The sequence below is a fragment of the Halalkalibacillus sediminis genome (assembly GCF_002844535.1).
Taxonomy (GTDB): domain Bacteria; phylum Bacillota; class Bacilli; order Bacillales; family Alkalibacillaceae; genus Halalkalibacillus_A; species Halalkalibacillus_A sediminis.
In genome coordinates this window covers 213,412-233,043 of record NZ_PJNH01000003.1, presented here as the reverse complement: position 1 = coordinate 233,043, position 19,632 = coordinate 213,412, and the positions used below count along the sequence as shown (strand labels likewise).

The 19,632-nt window shown below is 39.6% G+C and carries 15 protein-coding genes; 10 read left to right on the top strand and 5 right to left on the bottom strand.

Annotated features, from left to right (window positions below):
- Positions 1-58 precede the first annotated feature (58 nt).
- The 3 genes from CEY16_RS10860 to pabB all read left to right on the top strand — a co-directional run bounded on the left by CEY16_RS10860 (position 59) and on the right by pabB (position 3,493).
- Positions 59-613, top strand: coding sequence for a flavin reductase family protein (locus tag CEY16_RS10860; protein WP_101332060.1), 555 nt, complete (start codon positions 59-61; stop codon positions 611-613).
- A 550-nt stretch (positions 614-1,163) separates the two neighbouring features.
- Entirely contained in the window at positions 1,164-1,757 is a 594-nt protein-coding gene (locus tag CEY16_RS10855) for an anthranilate synthase component II (RefSeq protein ID WP_101332059.1), read from the top strand.
- Positions 1,754-3,493: an aminodeoxychorismate synthase component I gene (gene pabB / locus CEY16_RS10850; protein WP_101332058.1), complete on the top strand. Its 1,740-nt coding sequence runs from the start codon at positions 1,754-1,756 to the stop codon at positions 3,491-3,493. Before CEY16_RS10855 ends, pabB begins: the two co-directional genes overlap by 4 nt.
- Before the next feature lie 8 nt (positions 3,494-3,501).
- Here pabB and CEY16_RS10845 read toward each other — a convergent pair whose 3' ends face one another.
- A complete protein-coding gene (locus CEY16_RS10845; protein ID WP_101332057.1) occupies positions 3,502-6,000 on the bottom strand; it encodes a sensor domain-containing protein in 2,499 nt (832 codons plus the stop codon).
- Between the two features lie 177 nt (positions 6,001-6,177).
- On the opposite strand from CEY16_RS10845, the gene ltaE reads away from it, so the two are divergent.
- The 3 genes from ltaE to CEY16_RS10830 all read left to right on the top strand — a co-directional run bounded on the left by ltaE (position 6,178) and on the right by CEY16_RS10830 (position 8,407).
- Positions 6,178-7,203, top strand: a complete 1,026-nt coding sequence (gene ltaE, locus CEY16_RS10840) for a low-specificity L-threonine aldolase (RefSeq protein WP_101332056.1) — start codon at positions 6,178-6,180, stop codon at positions 7,201-7,203.
- A 40-nt stretch (positions 7,204-7,243) separates the two neighbouring features.
- Complete coding sequence (locus CEY16_RS10835; protein WP_101332055.1) at positions 7,244-7,897, top strand: lytic transglycosylase domain-containing protein; 654 nt, start codon at positions 7,244-7,246, stop codon at positions 7,895-7,897.
- 72 nt (positions 7,898-7,969) lie between these two features.
- Positions 7,970-8,407, top strand: coding sequence for a DUF6376 family protein (locus CEY16_RS10830; protein ID WP_101332054.1), 438 nt, complete (start codon positions 7,970-7,972; stop codon positions 8,405-8,407).
- 275 nt (positions 8,408-8,682) lie between these two features.
- Here CEY16_RS10830 and megL read toward each other — a convergent pair whose 3' ends face one another.
- A complete protein-coding gene (gene megL, locus CEY16_RS10825; RefSeq protein ID WP_420795532.1) occupies positions 8,683-9,855 on the bottom strand; it encodes a methionine gamma-lyase in 1,173 nt (390 codons plus the stop codon).
- Between the two features lie 113 nt (positions 9,856-9,968).
- Positions 9,969-10,865 carry an EamA family transporter RarD gene (gene rarD / locus CEY16_RS10820; RefSeq protein ID WP_101332052.1) on the bottom strand — a complete coding sequence of 299 codons (897 nt, stop codon included), beginning with the start codon at positions 10,863-10,865 and terminating at the stop codon, positions 9,969-9,971.
- Between the two features lie 154 nt (positions 10,866-11,019).
- Between rarD and CEY16_RS10815 the strand changes: the two genes are divergently transcribed.
- The 3 genes from CEY16_RS10815 (at position 11,020) to typA (ending at position 13,778) form a co-directional block, all read left to right on the top strand.
- Entirely contained in the window at positions 11,020-11,310 is a 291-nt protein-coding gene (locus CEY16_RS10815) for a HesB/YadR/YfhF family protein (protein WP_101332051.1), read from the top strand.
- A gap of 13 nt (positions 11,311-11,323) precedes the next feature.
- Positions 11,324-11,773, top strand: coding sequence for a hypothetical protein (locus CEY16_RS10810; RefSeq protein WP_101332050.1), 450 nt, complete (start codon positions 11,324-11,326; stop codon positions 11,771-11,773).
- A gap of 178 nt (positions 11,774-11,951) precedes the next feature.
- Positions 11,952-13,778, top strand: a complete 1,827-nt coding sequence (gene typA / locus CEY16_RS10805; protein ID WP_101332049.1) for a translational GTPase TypA — start codon at positions 11,952-11,954, stop codon at positions 13,776-13,778.
- A gap of 148 nt (positions 13,779-13,926) precedes the next feature.
- Here the strand turns inward: typA and CEY16_RS10800 are convergent, their stop codons facing one another.
- A complete protein-coding gene (locus CEY16_RS10800; RefSeq protein ID WP_101332048.1) occupies positions 13,927-16,566 on the bottom strand; it encodes a thermonuclease family protein in 2,640 nt (879 codons plus the stop codon).
- A gap of 209 nt (positions 16,567-16,775) precedes the next feature.
- The gene (locus tag CEY16_RS10795) at positions 16,776-18,449 is read right to left on the bottom strand and encodes a glutathione ABC transporter substrate-binding protein (protein WP_101332047.1); all 1,674 of its coding nucleotides are present in this window, start codon (positions 18,447-18,449) and stop codon (positions 16,776-16,778) included.
- Positions 18,450-18,724: 275 nt separating this feature from the next.
- Here CEY16_RS10795 and CEY16_RS10790 point away from each other — a divergent pair, with 275 nt between their 5' ends.
- Positions 18,725-19,624, top strand: a complete 900-nt coding sequence (locus CEY16_RS10790; protein WP_101332046.1) for an ABC transporter permease — start codon at positions 18,725-18,727, stop codon at positions 19,622-19,624.
- Positions 19,625-19,632 lie beyond the last annotated feature (8 nt).

Sequence of the window (19,632 nt, the reverse complement as noted above, 5' to 3'; positions counted from 1 at the left end):
TGTATGGAGAATTTGATATACTTGGCGAATAGACTTTGTTTCATTAGGAGGAATTTTCTTGAGAAAACCTACGGATCGTACTGTAATGCATAGTTACCCGGGGATGGTGGCGATCGTAACTGCCAATTATAATGGAGAAAATAATGTAATGGCTGCTGGTTGGCATTCCTACATATCGTTTGAACCTCCGATTTATGGTGTTGCCATCGGAAGGGAAAGGCATACATATGAGTTGATTAAACAATCTGGAGAATTCGGCATTCACTTTTTGCCATACGAGCATGCTGAGTTTATTCAACAAACAGGTGTATATACGGGAAAAGACACGAATAAATTCTTGTTAGGAAACATGGAATATGAAAAAGGAATGACGATCGACGCTCCTATTTTGAAGGATGCTTACGTGGCTTATGAGTGTAAAGTGATTGATGTAAATTCATACGGGGACCATGATTGGTTCGTGGGGGACATTACAAAGTTTTATCGCGATGAAACCAAGTTCATGGAAAACGGTTTACCGGATGATGAGGCGTTGAAGATTCCTTTGTACCTTGGTCGTTCTGAATACACAACGACTTCAAAGCGCGAGACGTTCGATGTCCGAAAGAAGTAATTTTTGGTAAGGAGGCTGTTGATACGAGGGGCTCGTGTCAGCGGCTTTTTTATACTTTAAGAATGTTTAAATTTGTTAAAGGATTAAAGTGTGTGAAAAACAAAGGCTTTCGCCATTAGGAGTTGGCGATAAGCCAAGTTTTTCTCAAAAAGTTTTATCCGTAACTAATTAACCATTTAATGGTAAAATCGACTGTATTTCTACTGTTATTGGAAATTAATAGGTGTTTATCCGTAACTTTTATCGATTTATCCGTAACTATTTTTCAAAAAAACTCAATCGAATACTTTTGAAAGTATATAGAAATCGGATGTGTAAACTACGTCCGATTCATTTTTGTCTAGCCTAAGTAATGGATTGCGCAGCTTTTCTTCATACTCTAGGTGAAAAAGGATTGAAAAGAGGTTATTCTGAAAATTATAGGTTATATTGCGCCGCTTTTCTTGATAATTGCGTCACTTTTACCTGTTAATCAAAGGGCGCTTTCGTATTTGTTTTATTGTAGAATAGAGTTGTTATATATAAAAACCTTAGAAAAAGTAGGGGTAAAATGATTTTGATGATCGATCATTATGATTCATTTACATATAATTTAGTGGATTATTTTTATCAGCTTGGGCAAGAGGTGGAAGTGCACCATTTTGATGAAATCAATTTGGAACAGATCCACCGGATGAATCCGGACGCAATTATTCTATCTCCTGGGCCGGGCCACCCTGAGGATATTCCTCAGAGCATGGAAATCGTAGATTCGTTTAAAGGGAGCGTTCCTATATTGGGGATTTGTTTAGGATTTCAAATCATTGTCCATTCCTTTGGAGGAAAGGTAGTTGAAGCGAAGCAACCAATGCATGGAAAAGTGAGCTATATCGAACATGATCAACAGACGCTTTTCGAACAACTTCCTCAACCATTGCCAGTGACACGTTACCATTCATTAATAGCTGAAACTGAAACTCTTCCTGAGTCATTGACTATAACTTCTAAAACGGAAGAAGGAGTTGTGATGAGTGTTAGAGCCAGTGACTATCACATAGAAGGTGTTCAATTTCATCCGGAAGCAATCTTGACCGAAGATGGTTTGGGGATTTTGAAAAATTTTCTGTCCACCTATTTGAAAAAGTCAGGGGAGGTGATTGGGTGAAGACTGCTCGATTAAAATATTTATTTTTACATGACTTCCTCGAAGAAGGACCACTTGTTTTCGAAAATCCCCTAAATGAATTGGTCGCCCACTCAGTTGAAGAGGTTCCGACTGTTTTGGAAGAAGCTGAAAGGCAAGCGCAACAGGGATTTTACGTTGCTGGGTATGTAACTTATGAAGCGGCTCAAGCCTTTTATCCAGATGTGCCTTTTCATCGATTGAAGGAACTCCCTTACGTCTGGTTCGGAGTTTTTGAAGGTCCTTCTCAGACTGAAAAAGAAGTTAGTAGGTCTGATATAGGAGAGATCCCTAGATGGAAAGCGGACATTTCTGAGAATGAATATAAAAGACGAATTGCTGACATACATTCTGAAATAAAAAAAGGAAGGACCTATCAAGTGAACTTCACCTTTCGCCTGAAGACGATATTGGATGAATTGGATAGGAGAAGCTGGTTCAATCAGTTAGTAGAGAATCAGCAAGCTAACTTCGCTGCCCATTTAGAGTTAGACGAACATGAAATTCTGTCCGTCTCTCCAGAGCTTTTTTTCGCATGGGATGGTTCTAATTTAGAGACGAAACCAATGAAAGGCACGATCAAAAGAGGGTGGACCTCTGAAGAAGACATTGAGTTGAAGGAAAAGTTAATCGACTCGGAAAAAGACCGAGCTGAAAACGTGATGATTGTCGACTTGCTTCGCAATGATATGTCGCGAGTAGCAGAAGCGGGGACAGTGAACGTTTCTTCGCTGTTCAACATTGAGACTTATCCTACTGTTCATCAGATGACTTCTACTATCCATGCTTTAACTAGGAAGGGGACGAAGTTGGTGGATGTGTTCAGAGCGTTATTTCCGTGTGGTTCAATTACCGGAGCACCAAAGAAATCAACAATGAGTATCATCAATAATTTAGAAACTTCACCGAGAGAAGTCTACTGTGGAGCGATTGGTTTATTGACACCTGACGGAAAAGCTGTGTTCAATGTGCCGATCCGAACGATCCTTTTCCACAAGGAAAAGAAGGAAGCCACCTATGGGGTTGGGGGCGGAATAACTTGGGACTCATCTCCGGGAGGCGAATTTGAAGAAGCTGCGTCTAAGGCAGAAGTACTTAGAAGAAAAGCGCCAACCTTTGAACTTCTAGAAACGATGCTAGTTGAAGAGGGCACTATAAAATGCAGAGAAGAACATCTGTCACGCGTTTTGAAATCCGCTGATTATTTTCAGTTCGACCTATCGAGGAACTATTTAGAAGACCTTTTCGACCAACTGGAACAGGATGGTGAAACCTTTAAAGTCAGGTTATTAGTATCGAAAAAAGGGCATTTCACAATTGAAAAACACCCTTATGAAGTAACAGAAGGTAAACTGGAAGTGTCTTTGGCAAATGAGCCTGTGTCCTCTGAGCACCTTTTCTTATATCATAAAACAACGAATCGATTACACTATGAGGAAAGAAAGTTAGCCTGTGTTTTTGACACGATATTATGGAATGAAGAAGGTAAAATTACGGAGTTCACCAATGGAAATTTGGCCTATCTTCTAGAAGGGGAATGGTTTACTCCTCCTGTTACGGATGGATTACTTCCTGGTACTTACAGAGAGTCATTAATCAGGGAAGGAAAAATCAGTGAAAGATCGTTAACTAAAGACGAATTGGAAAAAGTAGAACAGCTTGTATTCATTAACAGTGTGCGAGGATGGATGGAAGTAGAAATGAAACCAAAAGGTTAGGCCTGAGCCTAACCTTTTGTTGATTGTGGTGCAAAGTATTCCTCTAATTTATTCTTGGGCATCGGTTTAGCAAAGTAGAAACCTTGTAAAAATTGGCACCCATAAGTCTCTAGATAATCTAATTCCTCTTTCGTTTCTACCCCTTCAGCAACCACTGGTATATCCAATTCATTTGTTATGACGAATATCCCTTTTAAAATGCTTTGGTGACGTTCATTTTGATGAATGTCTCGAATGAAGTGTTGATCTATTTTTAGAAAATCAATATCGAACATACTTAAATGAGAGATCGAAGAATACCCTGTTCCGAAATCATCCAGGGCAAACCGGATCCCGACTTCATTCATATCCTTCATGATCTTGGTTACTATATCGGGATTTTGGATAAACGTCGTTTCTGTGATTTCGAAAATGAAAGATTCTGAGCTGACATCGTATTTTTTCAATGTTTCTATCACGCTCTTCTTGAATGTCGAACGCAAAAATCGTTGCGGTGATATATTGATAGATATCCTTAGATCTTTACCGTAATTTGATTGGAACTCCTTGATGGTCAAACAAGCTTGTTCTAACACCCACTGGCTGATTTTTTGGATAACGCCAGCTTTTTCAGCAATCGGAATGAAGACATTCGGTGGGATGTACCCTCCTGCTGGGTGTTTCCAACGAAGTAATGCCTCTACAATCGCTCTTTCGGAATCAGCCGCCTTGATGATGGGCTGGAAGTGTAATTCTAATTCATCGTTCTCTAACGCGACATGTAAATCCTGCTCTAGTAAAAAGCGGTTATAGCCCATCGAATCTTCTGATTGATTATAGATTTGCCAATCATTCTTTCCCGTTTCTTTAACATGGTAGAGTGCTTCATCCGCATTAGTAATCAATTCATTTAAGTTTTTCCCATGAGGGGGGTATTGAGTGATGCCGATGCTGATTGTGACTTGTAATTGGTAGTCTGTTAATTCGATTGTTCCTTCTAACTGATTTTTCAATTCTTCGGCAAATGCTTCAATCGTTTCACCTTTGTGTAAGTTATCGATTGAGAGTACGAATTCGTCTCCGCTCAACCTGCAAGCTATTCCTCGGTCTCCAATCAGTTTCTCAGTAAGTCGTGCCACAGCTTCAAGAGTTTGATCACCGACACCATGGCCGAACGAATCGTTGATCGATTTGAAATTGTCTAGGTCAAGGTATAATATCCAAAAAGGTCGATCAGGTTGTTTTCGGATTTTATCTTCTATCAACTTTTCGAATGAATGACGATTTCTTAAACCAGTAAGAGTATCATATTGAGAAATGTATTCCATATGTTTCTGATACTGCTTTTGTTCAGTACTATCTATTAGAACACAGTCCATCCTAATTAATTTTTGGTTATGGTCATAAACTGGGACGGCTTGCTCTTCCAACCATTTAATTTGGCCGTCAGTCGTGATGATACGGTATTCATGTTTGATTTTTTTACCAGTAAAAACCTTTTTCCGCTCAGCTAAAAAAGTCTCAACGTCTTCTGGATGGATGAATGATGGCCAATCAAAATTTTCATGCATGACCTGTGACCGGTCGATGTTGACTAGATTTTCGACGCCTTTTGAAACGAAGCTTATCTCTCGATTAACCAAATCGTACGTCCAGATGACAAGGTCAAGAGAATCATAAATTTTCCAAAGTCTTTTCTGATTGAATTCCATTGTTTGTTCTATGTTTCTAAGCTTAGTGATATCTTGAATGATACCGAATAATCGTACTACTTCTCCGTCGTCATCAAGGACGACATTCCCTTTTATATATACATGTTTATCATTGTGCACTTCAGTATGTATGCGGATCTCTAAATGATATTCTTCACCAGTCTCAAGAGCATTGTAGACAGTGTTTCGGAATAATTCATAATCTTCAGGATGAGTCATTTCGAAGATTGCTTCCATCTCGAGTGGCTCATTGATCCATTCTTTTTTATCGAATATTTTGTATGTCTGATCTGACCATGTGATAGCACCTGACTGGGCATTGACTTCCCAACTTCCGATGTTAGCAACAGACTCAGCATGGAACCAGCTTTCTTTAATACGGGTCAGGTTCCTGACATTTCGGTCATATTCAGATAGATCGTGGATAATAGCGTAAATTCCGATAACTTTTTTATTTTCGTAAATGGGAGTAGAGGTTATTTTTACAGGTACTTCGTGGCCTAACTTATGTATGAGTTTAGAATAATGTTGCACAGGCCTTCCTGAAATAACCTTCTCGAAAAAAGTGTAAGTCTCTTCTTTCTTATCCTCGGATATAAAAGGAGGAAAGGATTGGTTTTCCAATTCCTCTTTCTTGTATCCTATTAATAGAAGTAGTTGTTGGTTCATATCAATGATCTCGCCATGGAAATCGATCGTAATAATAGCATCAGGGAATCTCGTGAAAATACTTTGATATAAATCCACTTGGTTATTATGCTCAGGGTTATGTGATAAAGATAACGATGTATGGATATCAGTTGAATTATTTTTCATATGACCACCTGAACTTTCAATTTTACCTAGTTTTATAGGTCTTAATTATTATATATAATAGTTTACCAAATAGTTAGGAAATGTTCGAGGGAAACTGACAAACTTGACAGAAATTTCTCACTTTTAATATTTCGGATTTTGAATTAAAATATAGTAAAGTTCGAAAGAGGGGATATAATGATAGATTTAAGAAGTGACACTGTAACTAAACCAACCCAGGCCATGCGGGATGCGGGATATCATGCAGAGGTAGGGGATGATGTATATGTGGAAGATCCGACGGTTAACATGCTCGAGAAGAAAGCGGCAGAAATTCTAGGAAAAGAAGATGCCCTTTTTGTAACTAGTGGGGTACAAGGCAATCAGATTGCGGTACTAACACATTGTGATAAAGGCAATGAAATTATACTTGAAGAGGACTCGCATGTGTTTTATTACGAAGGGGCAGCGATTTCAGCGTTTGCAGGTGTTCAGCCGAGAACTATACGCGGAGAACATGGTGCTATGGATCCGACAGAAGTTGAAGCAGCCATTCGTCCAGAAGATGTTCACCTGCCTGAAACCGGAATGATTTGTGTGGAAAATACTCATAATCGATCAGGAGGGGCAGTGGTTCCTTTAGAAACAATGAAGCAGACTTATGAAGTTGCGAAAAAACATGGTATCCCTCTTCATCTAGATGGTGCCAGACTATTTAATGCTGTTGCTGCGACAGGAATTTCTGCCAAAGAGTATGCTGCTCAGACGGATACGGTTCAAATCTGCTTATCAAAAGGGCTAGGCGCACCGGTGGGTTCTATTATTGCCGGAACAGTATCCTTCATTCAACAAGCGCGTAAGTGGAGGAAAAGACTTGGGGGCGGCCTTCGCCAAGTAGGTGTGATAGCCGCGCCAGCATATATTGCCCTCTCAGAAATGACAGAAAGATTAAATGAGGACCATGCAAATGCTAAACTATTAGCTAAAGGGATCCAGGAAGCAGGATTTAAGGTGGCAAACCCTGTGGATACGAATATCATTTTGATGGATATTGAAGATGAAAACGTGGATGCAGTAGGCATGATTGAACGCTTAGAGTCCTTCGAAATTAAAGCGGTTGCTTTCGGTCCGAACCTAATTCGCTTTGTCACGCATTATGATGTGTCGACAAATGACATCGAAAAGACAATTATGGTACTAAAAGAAATAAAAACCATGATATAATAGAAGAAAATAATGAACGTTTAAAGAGGGGACAGGCGTTATGGATGTACGTATGCTTGAGGCAATGATGAGTTATCAACGGGCGATGAGCCAGAGTTCATTCAGTATGAACTCAAATCAAACCACGAACTCATTTAATCAAATATTTCAACAGTTGTTGGGTTCTCAGATGAATTCTGCTGGTTCAACTGGTTGGGGCCAATTGCTCAATCAGACGAGTGGGATGATGTCATCACAACCTTCTGCAAATGACTGGCTATCCTCCCAGTTGAATCAATTATCACCGCAAAATATTGCATTGAAGCAGGATTTAACAAAATCATTCGGTCCTAGTGAATTTGATGACTTGATTGAACAAGCTTCGTCGAGATATGGCGTGGATTCTAACCTGATCCGTTCGGTCATAAATGCAGAGTCAGACTTCAACCCAAATGCAGTCAGTCATGCCGGTGCTAGTGGCCTTATGCAATTGATGCCTGAGACTGCTCGCTTTTTAGGTGTAGAAAACGTGTTTGATCCGAAGCAAAATATCGATGGTGGAACGAAATTCTTGAAGGATATGATCGATAGATACGATGGAGATGTAAGGCTTGGTTTAGCTGCATACAACGCAGGCCCAGGAAACGTTGATAAGTATGATGGAGTACCTCCGTTTGAAGAAACCCAGTCATACCTAAGAAAAATACTAGGATAATGGAATAATGTTTGTACGAAAGAATAGATTAATGATAGATTGACTATTTGAATTTATAAGGAGTAAGAGCTTATGAGATTAATGACCATTATTTTAAGTTTTGCCTTGCTGTCCGGGTGTGGGTTACTTGATCAAGTAAATGATACGGTGGATTATGGGAAAGAAGTGAAAGGTTATACTGACAAAATGTCGGGTTATGCGGATGAGCTTTCTCCATACCTTGATAAAAAGTCTGTGAACGAAGAAGATTTGCAACACTTGAAAGGATTAATGGATGAAGCTGAGACGGACATCCGCGCTTTCAATGAATTGGAGCCCCCTTCTGTTGCTGAAGGTATACATGGTGAAATTGAGCATCACAATGATCAGATCCTTGAAGCTATAGATGAAGCAAATCGACAAATGGATTCTGGACAATTTGATCCATCAGCTTTCGAAGAAATGGAACTGGTCAAATCCATTAAAAAAGTACAGCAATATAGAGATGAAATAGAAAATGTACTCCCTTAACTAAAAATAAAGAGTTTAGGCATAACATTTTGCTTATAAGAAAATCCGAACGATTCTCTGGAATCAGTTCGGATTTTTTATTTAACCTTATTTTATAAGTCACTCATTCAAAATACTTCGCTTTCCATGGGCAGGGCCTCAGCTTCCTCAGAAAGTAAAAATACTTTAGCTCGTGCTGTTCCCGTAGGAGTCTACGTATTTTGCTCTCGCTCAGTGGTAATTTTGGATATTTATTGTTCGTCTTAAGAAAATAGTTCATTACAGTAAGTCTTCTATTATTTAAGGCTAGCTTCTATGTCTTCCCAAATGTCTTCCCAAGCTTCAAGGCCGCAAGAGAGACGGATTAGAGTATCGGTAATTCCCATTTGTAGACGATGTTCCTCTGGAACTACTGCATGAGTCATTGAAGCCGGATGTTGGATAAGTGTTTCGGCATCCCCCAAGCTTACAGCGATTTTGATGAAATTCAATCGATTGAGAAATGCTTGAGCATCTTCTTTTGTTCCATCAAGTTCAAAAGCGATAACACCTGAACCAAGTTTCATTTGCTTGGACGCGACTTCGTAATCAGGGTGATCCTTATCAAATGGATAATACACACGCTTGATTTTCGGGTGTTGTTTCATTTTTTCCATGACTTTTTCAGCATTACTAGAATGGCGTTCCATTCGAATAGGTAATGTCTTCAAACCACGCAAAAGTAGCCAAGCATCGAATGGAGAAAGAGTACCACCGATATCTTTCTGGGTAGTCATAGTGACTTCGTCAATGAATTCTTTTTTCCCAACTAGAATTCCAGCGATGACATCGCCGTGTCCTCCGATGTATTTCGTCGCACTATGGATGACGATGTCGCATCCTAAGTCGAGCGGACGTTGTAAATAAGGTGATGAGAATGTATTGTCAACGACTACTGGGATTTGATGCTCTTTTGCCACACGAGAAACCATTTCTAAATCAATCACTTTCATAGTTGGATTGATTGGTGTTTCTACATAAATGCATTTTGTTTCTGGTTTGATTGAGTCTCTCAATGATTGTTCATTATCCATGAAGTCAAAATCAGACTGAATGTTATATTTTTCTTTAAGTATCTCTAATAAGCCGAAAGTGCAACCATATAGGCCTTTGGAACATAATATGTGGTCGTTGGCTTTCGTCAAAGCGATTAGTGTAGCTGATACTGCAGCCATACCCGAGGAAAATCCGAGAGCTGCTTCACCATTTTCTAAAACCGCCATTCTTTCTTGAAGAGCTTGGACAGTAGGATTTCCTAACCTTGAATATATGTAACCTTGCTCCTCGCCAGCGAATCTTGCTTCTCCTTGTTCAGCAGTTTCAAATGTAAAAGTCGAAGATTGAAAGATTGGGGTTGATAAACTCCCTAGATGTTCTTTCGAGTCATATCCGTGATGTACAACTTCTGTTTCAAAGCGCTTATGTACCATGATGATTCCTCCCCTATAAAGCTATTTTTCCTCATTATAACATACTACTTGAAAGCGTTTTCAATTGAATTCTGAAAAAAGTGCTACCGAAAAGGTAGCACGTAGGGTAGAAACTATTTCAAGGCTTGCTTGACTTGTCGCATACTGACTCTGGAATAGGTGTATAAAATGAGCCCTATCCATATCAGTGAAAAGGTGACGGCATGTACCTGGGTAAATGATTCTCCGAATAAAAAGACTCCGATCAATAACATGATTGTGGGGGCAAAGTACTGAAGGAAGCCTACAAGTGATAATGGAATCCTTTTGGCCCCTTGAGCGAATAGCAACAACGGAACGGCGGTTGCTATGCCCGTACCTAATAAAATCAGTCCTTCGAAACTCCAGCCAAGAGCGCCTGTACCTACCCACTCCAATTGGACAATGAAGATAAGCGCTATTGGAGTCATAATCAAGGTCTCAATGGTTAGACCGAATACTGCGTTCAAATCGACTACTTTCTTCAATAATCCGTACAAAGCGAAGGATGTTGCTAATAGTAACGCAAGCCAAGGAATCGACCCGAATTGCAAGGTCATGTAGCTGACGCCTAAGATGGCTAACCCGATCGCTATCCACTGTAGTCTAGAGAACCGTTCTTGTAAAAAGATAAAGCCGAATAGGATACTGATCAATGGGTTGATATAATAACCCAAACTAGCTTCTAAAACGTGTCCGGTATTGACTGCATAAATGTATGTTACCCAATTGATACTGATGACGATGGCGGCTATCGTGATACCGACCCATTTTTTCCAATGTGAAAAAATATCTCTACATTCGGCAACAAACAGATTCCAGCGTCGCAAGATCATGATAAAAACGAGCATGAAAACAAATGACCAAAGCACCCGGTGAGCTAAGATTTCCCAAGCTGGTACGGTCTCGACAAGTCTCCAGTACAATGGTAAAAATCCCCACAAGATATAAGCTGAACCTGCATAGATGGTCCCTAATTTTTCTTCCTTCATATATGTAACTTCCTTTTTGTAAGTGTCGATTCAAGAATTTTACGACAACGTAATGAAAAAAGCAAAGTAATTGCTCTATTAGAACGCTATAAGTTGTTGAACGTTAGCTTATTAGATAAACTGAGGGTAGAAGTGAATAGAGGAGGCTGCCCAAATGGAAATTCAAATAACAGACGAAGCAGTGGAATGGTTCATAGATGAACTTGATTTAGACGAAGGGGATGTAGTGCGTTTCTTTCCAAAATACGGTGGATCTAGTGACTTCCAAGATGGTTTTTCAATTGGGATGGCTGTAGAAAGTGCGCGAAAGCCCCAAGTAGAAGTGGAAAAGAAGAACGTTTCTTTCCAAATAGACGAACAAGATGTGTGGTTCTTTAAAGAACAAGATCTTCATATCGGTCTGAAAAATGACGAAGTGAAATATTCAAACGAACCTATAGAATAGTGGGTGATAAAGAATGGAATGGACGAGGGAGAAAGCATTCGATTTTTTAAAAGAAGTATATAACGATGAAGTGATGCAACAGGAAAAGAGAAGAGTCTTTAAAGACCTTAATCGCCAGTTGTATGAACGACTAGACGATCTCGCGATTAATCAGGCGCTTTCGGAACGATCTGAAAAACAATTAAGGTTGTTTAAAGAATTCACTTTCATGCCTGGAGATAATATATTTCAATCGATGAGGTATGTATTCCTGATGGCCAGAGGTGAAAAAGAAATAGACCGTCAAACGACTGAGAAGCACTTGAATAAAATCTACCGTTCACTTTATCAAGCGGCAAGCATGAGGAATCCGATCATCCCAGATTCATTTTGGGAAACCCCGTTAGGAGTTGCCTGTATGATTGCTGAAAATGGTGTGGAATCCGTTTATCCGACGTTGGATAAGATGAAGCAGGAAGATTAATAATAGAAATACTTGCCGATAAATTTATGGTGAGTATTTTTTTGTATCATATTAGGTGAATTTTTGTTATAATAGGACAGTTGGTTAAAATAGACCGTAGAATGAAGGATTAAAGGTTCAACTTTTTGGTTACACGTATTAATAAGTAGTCAAAAGCTTGAAGATAGGAGCGTAAAGCATGCAAACAAGAGATGAAATTCGTAACATTGCGATCATTGCCCACGTTGACCATGGTAAAACAACTTTGGTGGATCAGCTATTACATCATTCTGGAACGTTCAGAGATAATGAGGCAGTAGATGATCGTGCAATGGATTCAAATGATTTAGAAAAAGAACGTGGAATTACTATTCTAGCAAAAAATACAGCAATCAATTACGGGGATACTCGTGTAAATATATTAGACACACCTGGTCACGCGGACTTTGGTGGTGAAGTCGAACGTATCATGAAAATGGTGGACGGTGTCTTATTAGTCGTGGACGCTTACGAAGGTTGTATGCCACAGACGCGTTTCGTGTTGAAAAAAGCACTTGAGCAAAACCTGAAACCAGTTGTCGTTTTGAACAAAATTGATCGCCCGAATGCTCGTCCAGGAGAAGTAGTGGACGAAGTGTTGGATCTATTCATTGAGCTAGGTGCAAACGATGACCAGCTAGAGTTCCCGGTTGTATATGCATCAGCATTACAAGGAACTTCTGGTGAAGAGCCTGAAGATCAGCAAGAAACGATGGACCCAATTTTCAAGGTAATCATGGACTATGTACCAGCACCTTCACATGATGTGAATGCTACATTGCAGTTCCAGATCACTTTATTGGACTACAACGACTATGTCGGTCGTATCGGTGTCGGACGTATTGTACGTGGAAATATGAAAGTGGGCGACCATGTATCGCTCATTAAGAAAGATGGAACAATCAAGAAGTTCCGTATTACCAAACTCTTCGGCTTCATCGGTTTGAAGCGTGTGGAAATTGAATCGGCAGAAGCGGGTGACATCATTGCCATCGCTGGACTTGAAGACATCAACGTTGGTGAAACAGTATGTTCAGTTGATGATCCTGATCCACTTCCGATTTTGAGAATAGACGAACCGACTTTACAGATGACTTTTGTTGTGAACAATAGTCCTTTCGCTGGTAAAGAAGGTAAGTACTTGACTGCTCGTAAAATCGAAGAGCGTTTAATGACGCAATTAGAAACCGATGTTAGTTTACGTGTAGAACCTACAGATTCCCCTGATGCTTGGGTTGTCTCTGGGCGTGGTGAATTACACTTATCAATTCTTATTGAAAACATGCGCCGTGAAGGATTTGAGATGCAGATTTCAAAACCTCAAGTAATCATCCGTGAAATCGATGGCGTTCAGTGTGAACCTGTCGAACGTGTTCAAGTGGATGTGCCAGAAGATTATCAAGGTGCAGTTATGGAATCACTTGGTCAGCGTAAAGGCGAAATGGTGGACATGGTCAACACAGGAAATGGCCAAGTTCGATTAGAATTCAAAGTGCCTTCAAGAGGATTGATCGGTTATTCTACTGAATTCATGTCCCAAACAAGAGGGTACGGAATCATCAACCATACGTTTGATGCGTATGAGCCGATGATTAAAGGCCAGGTCGGCGGACGTCGTCAAGGTGTTCTTGTATCTCAAGAAAAAGGTAAAGCAACTAACTACAGCATTCTTGCTCTTGAAGACCGTGGTGTCATTTTCGTAGAACCAGGTACTGAGGTCTACGAAGGAATGATCGTCGGGGAGCACAACCGTGATAACGACTTGACGGTTAACATCACAAAAGAGAAAGCAATGACTAACGTGCGTTCAGCTACAAAGGACAATACCCAGAATATAAGAGGAACTCGTAAGTTAACACTTGAAGAAGCGATCGAGTATCTGAATGATGATGAGTATTGCGAAGTGACTCCAGAAACGATTCGTTTGCGTAAGAAGATTTTGAATAAAAACGAACGTGAAAGAGCACAGAAAAAATCAAAAGTTTAAATAATGATAGATGAAAGCTCCGAAGAAATTCGGAGCTTTTTATATTTAGGCGCTGATAAAGTGTGTTGTTGATTCTAAACCTAAACCTAGCCGAAACTAAAAAAAGTGCCAGACGTGGTTATACGTCCGACACTTTTTACCTGCTTACTTATTTGTTTCGCTTAAATAGTTTTTCCAGCTCTTTTTCAATCTTCTTAAGTTCGACTGGTTGCTCTTTGTTGAAATACTTATTCAACGACTTTTCGATATGCTTGATTCCAGATTTGATATGCTGCTCAGTGTTCCCGTTTGTATTAATTTCTGCTTCTAATTCTTTTTGTAACAGAACCATTGCTGATTCGATCCCATCTTCCTCAGCCATCTCCAAAATAGATTCAGTGACTTCTGTTAAAGTTGCTTCGCCTTCAAGGTAGTTACCGAGAAGTGACTCTTGGACCACTAAATCTTTCTCAAAACGAGGCATCAATTTATATTCATCGTAATTATAGGTGAGTACACCTGTAATGGATTCATACGTAACGCTTGTATCAATGTCTCCGATAACTGAATCGATCACAAACGAACCATTTTTATCATACGCTGGATAGTCCCCGAATTGGTTACCAGGTTCTATCGTTACATTTTCAACTGTCACTAACTGACCTTCCAGTGACTCATCGATCTCAGTTGATGAAATGACCTTTGCTTCAGGAACACCAACGTCTTCATTTAAAATTTCTACGTTATCTTCACTTGGTATCACTTGTAGTAAACCGAAATACTCTTCAGTTCTAGCCTTCACTTGAATTTCATCTCCAAGCTCTCCTCCGAATTCAGAAGCCCTTACTACAATTCCTGCTGTATCATCTTGCACGTAATAGTTATACTTTCCACCAGCATAGTAAGCTGCAGTGATTACACCTTTAAAGTTGACGCGTGTATCAAGCTCAGCCTGTCTGACTTCAGAGATTGTAGACATTGGTAATTCTTCTTGCACGTCTGATTCACTGCGAGGCATCAGTTTGAATTCGTTGTAGTTGTAATCGATCACTCCGGAAATGGAATCATAGGTTTTTCCAACTTCAAGGAAACCGGCATCGTTATCAATGACGAACTCACCATCAGCATCGCGAGCCGTGTAATCATTGTACTGATTAACTGATAAAATTTCTACATCTTCAATCTTAGCTAGTTGTGCTTCTAACTCTTCGCCTAACTGACTTGAACTAATTACTGGAGGCTCGATTTGATCACTATTTTCCTGTAAAACTTCGGAGCTAGTCGCTTCTATTTGAAGCATGCCGTAATATTCAGTAGTCGTTCCTGCAGCACGGATTTGATCTCCAACGTTAGCGTTTAAATCACCAGTTCGCACGACTATTCCTGCCGTATCATCTTGAACATAATAGTTCGTCATACCACTAGCTTCGACTTTATGGGTAACGGTACCTTCAATCAGGACGTTCGATCCTTCAGGAGCTACACGTGCGTCAGCGATAATCGGTTCACGATCGAATGCTGGTTCATACCCCGCATTTAATGCAGTCATTTCGTCTTCGAAGAAAATACGTTGTGAAACAGGTACCTCTTCATAATCATTTGGAAGGTAGTATTGCATCGTTTCAGAATCACCAACCATACGATATAATGCGCGGTCATCATACCTTGAACGGAATTCGAAAGGTAGTTCCATTAAAGGTGTGTCTTCAGACCAAATTCCTCGATTGTTATTAATAGCTTCCTGCACAGCATTTTGATACTGCTGATAGGTTTCTTCTTCCCCGATTGGCCAGATAAAATAAGATGAGGCATAGCCTTGTCTGACTAATTCAAGGTTCGTATTCAAGTTATCTTCAGTGCGAATGACTTCAGCTAGAATTCTTCCATAAGTGTCCATAGGCTCTTCACCTAATTTAAGAACGATTTCGTCACCTGGTTGCAACAATTCTTGCAAATAAGCAGTTGCTTGATCTCCATGATATTTTTGTGAGTGGTCAGGGTCTTCAAGAATCAGTGATTCATCATAGTTATTCATATGATAAGTTTCAGGAGTATCCATGTTCAAAAATCTAATTGTTGTTTCTCCCATAATCGGATCCTCGATATGAAGCGTATCTCCGTCCACAATTCGGTCCACTGTTGCAATGTATTCATCTTCTATTTCACCAGAAGGAGGTTGAACTTCTTCATGTATACCTAGATTGTCGAAAGTATCTTTATAAAAAGCGATCCACTCATCAGCTGGGGTGAATTCATCTGATAAATTGCGATCTCCTGCTTTGATAGAGTAGTCCCTTACAAGAGTTTGGTCTTGGGTTTTAGTATCTTCATTTCCCCAGAAGGATCCTGGGTCTTCTCCAACTTTACCGATTGAATCTATTACATTTCCGCTACGAGAAGATTCATCATAGTTTTTAAAAATGGCTATCGCGTCATCTCCATTAAAGTTTAGGGCAGAAGAGGAACCGCTTAAGTCTGCTTTGTTCAATAAGTTTTCTCCAGCACGGGAATTTACAATAACAAATGTTTTGCCAGTCTCTAACTGGCCTTCTAATTGTAATGAGTTCGCTGTTCCGTCTTCAGGATCTTGGCTTGCGCCGTTAGTAAAATTCACTATTGTATACTCAGATAAGTCGATTGTTTCTCCGCTACCGTTGTATAGTTCGAGAGCTTTATTATAACTACTCCCCTCTATGTACTCTGAGATGATTAGATCATCAAAGTCCTCTGCGTTAACTTGAGGTGTAATAAGAAAGCTTGAAAGTAATATGAACAACACACCAAAAACAATTGATTTCAACTTGTCCAAAAGATCAACCTCCTATTTTTTGTATCGCTTTAATTATAGAATATTATTCGTAATATTTGTGTTAATTTTCGGTAAATTTTGGCGATTCATTGAAAAACAGGAGTATAATATCAATTGAATTCCATATTAAACCATAAAGTGTAACTATTGAACTAAACAAAAAAAGAGCGACCCGTTAAGGTCGCTCTTTGAACTATCGAATAAAATTATTAGTTGATAGTTACGTCTTTGATTTGGTAGATACCAGTTGGATCTACGCTGAATCCTTCAACGTTGTCACTAACACCTAACAAGTACTCTTGGTGGTGTAAGTAAAGCATTGGAGCGATATCAACTAACATTTCTTGTGCTTCTGAATAAATTTCTTGACGTGCTTCTGGGTCAGTTTCACGACGTCCTTCTTCAAGTAGAGCGTCTAATTCTTCATTCTCTAAGAATGAACGGTTACCAGGCGCACCTACAGCAGAAGAGTGGAATAATGGATACATACCATAGTCAGCGTCAGCTGTTACAGTAGACCAACCAAGAACGAACATGTCATGTTCACCATTAGCTGTTCTTTCTAGGTAAGCACCCCACTCAAGAACTTCGATTTCAACATCGATGTTGATTTCGCCTAGAGCAGACTGAATGTACTCAGCAGCATCCATACGTTGTGGGTTATCGTTAGTCCAGATAGTTGTTTCGAAACCATCACCTAGACCAGCTTCTTCTAATAGTGCTTGAGCTTCTTCAAGGTTATATTGAAGTGGCTCGATTGAGTCATCATAACCAAATACTGGTGGAGCTAAAGGACCAGTAGCTGGGATACCCATTCCGTTGTAAATACCTTCAACGATTTGAGATGGGTCAATTGCCATTGATACGGCTTGACGAACTTCTTTTTGATCGAATGGTTCTTTTTGAACGTTGAAACCTACATAAGATAGAGATACACTATCTTGAGTTAATACTGACATACCTTCAGTATTGTCAACACGAGAAACATCATCTGGTCCTAGTGCATCTGCTACGTGAGCTGCACCAGTTTCAAGGTTTGCAATACGCGCACCAGTTTCAGGAATTACTTGGAATTCAACACCATCGATTTGCGGAGCTTCACCCCAGTATTCTTGGTTTGAAGATAGTACAACTTTATCACCTGGAGTCCAGCTTTCAAATTTGAAAGGACCAGTACCTACAGGGTTTTGGTTGATATAAGAATCAGGATCGTCTCCTTCTTCCATTGCTGCATAGTCTTCTTCAATAATGTCTTGGGACATGATTCCTAGACCATTATGTGCAAGGTTTGCTAGTAGTGGTGCATATGGATATGCAGTAGTGATTGATACTGTGTAGTCATCAACAACTTCTACAGATTCAACAGCTTCGAATAAGAATGCACGTGGAGATGCAACTTCTTCGTCTACTAAGCGGTCAAAGTTAGCTTTTACTACTTCTGCAGTTAATTCAGTACCATCATGGAACATAACACCCTCACGTAGGTAGAATTCCCATGTAGTATCATCAACTTGCTCCCAATCTTCTGCAAGACCAGGTTCGATTTCCATGTTTTCGTTTTGCACAGTCAAAGTTTCATAGATGTTTTCAGCAACGTTACTTGATGGAACATCGTTAGAACCTTGAGTTGATAGAGAAACAGCATCAGATGGGATGTTGATGATTAGCGTGTTATCGCTAGCAGCAGCATCTCCTTCAGAACCTTCTTCACTGTCACCTTCAGTGTCTTCACCTTCATCTGAACCTTCGTCAGATCCGTCTTCACTTGTACCTTCGTCACCGGAACCATCTTCTTCTGGTTCACCGTCACCAGCACAAGCAGCTAATACTAATGATAACATTAGCATTAAGGCCATTAGCCAAAGTAATTTGTTTGACTTCATTACTTGTTACCCCCTTAGAGATTTTCTTTAGAGACTACAACAAACTCTTGTAATCTTCTATTAATATATCTGAAAATTACTGAAATATCAAGTTAATTTTTTTTATTCAGAAGTTTGCATTTTTAATAGTATTAGAGTATATTTTACCATTTCACTTTTTGCCCGAATATTATTGTAATCTATTAAGCATCATTGTAATATTAGAAATAGGTTCGTGTTTTTTGGGGGAAACATGAAGCGTCTAAAATGACAGACAAATAAGGGGGTAATTAATTATGGCATCTCCGCAACAGGTTACATATAACAATGCGGATAAGATTGAAAGTCCTAGAGTTAGAAGCATGAAAGCTTTCTATAAGAAACTAAAAAAGAACAAAGCTGCGTTAATTGGAGGATACCTCATCCTATTTTTAGTGATAGTTTCAATTGTAGGTCCTTTTTTAACGACACAAGATCCGAATGATGCTACTAATCTTGCTGATAAGTTGAAAACGCCTTCAGCTGAACATTGGTTTGGAACTGATCACCTTGGTCGTGATATTTTTACCAGAGTAATTCATGGTATGTATATTACATTGGGGGTAGGTTTCTTTTCAGTTGTACTAGGTAGTATCGTTGGAGTCTTCATAGGTATTGTTTCTGGATATTATGGAGGAAAGTTAGATACATTCCTTATGCGTTGTATGGATATTCTACTTGCTTTCCCTGGTATTTTACTTGCTCTTGCAATTGTTGCTGTATTAGGTGGAAGCTTAATCAACGTTGTAATTGCTGTAGCAATATTCTCCATTCCTGGGTTTGCTAGAATCGTAAGGGGTTCTACCTTAGCTACTAGGAAGCTAGAATATGTTGATGCGGTTAGAGCGCTCGGAGCATCAGATGCCCGTATCATAGCGAAGCATATTTTACCTAACGTATTATCACCGATCATTGTACAAGCTACACTTAGAATAGCGACTGCTATCCTTACAGCTACAGGTCTTTCATTCCTTGGAATGGGTGCACAACCACCGACTCCAGAGTGGGGTGCAATGTTAGCTGATGGAAGAGCGTATATTTTTGATGCTGGATATATCGCACTGTTCCCAGGACTAGCAATAGTTGTTGTAGTATTAGCATTTAATATATTTGGAGATGGATTACGCGATGCGCTTGATCCGAAAATGAAAAATTAGGAGGTAGG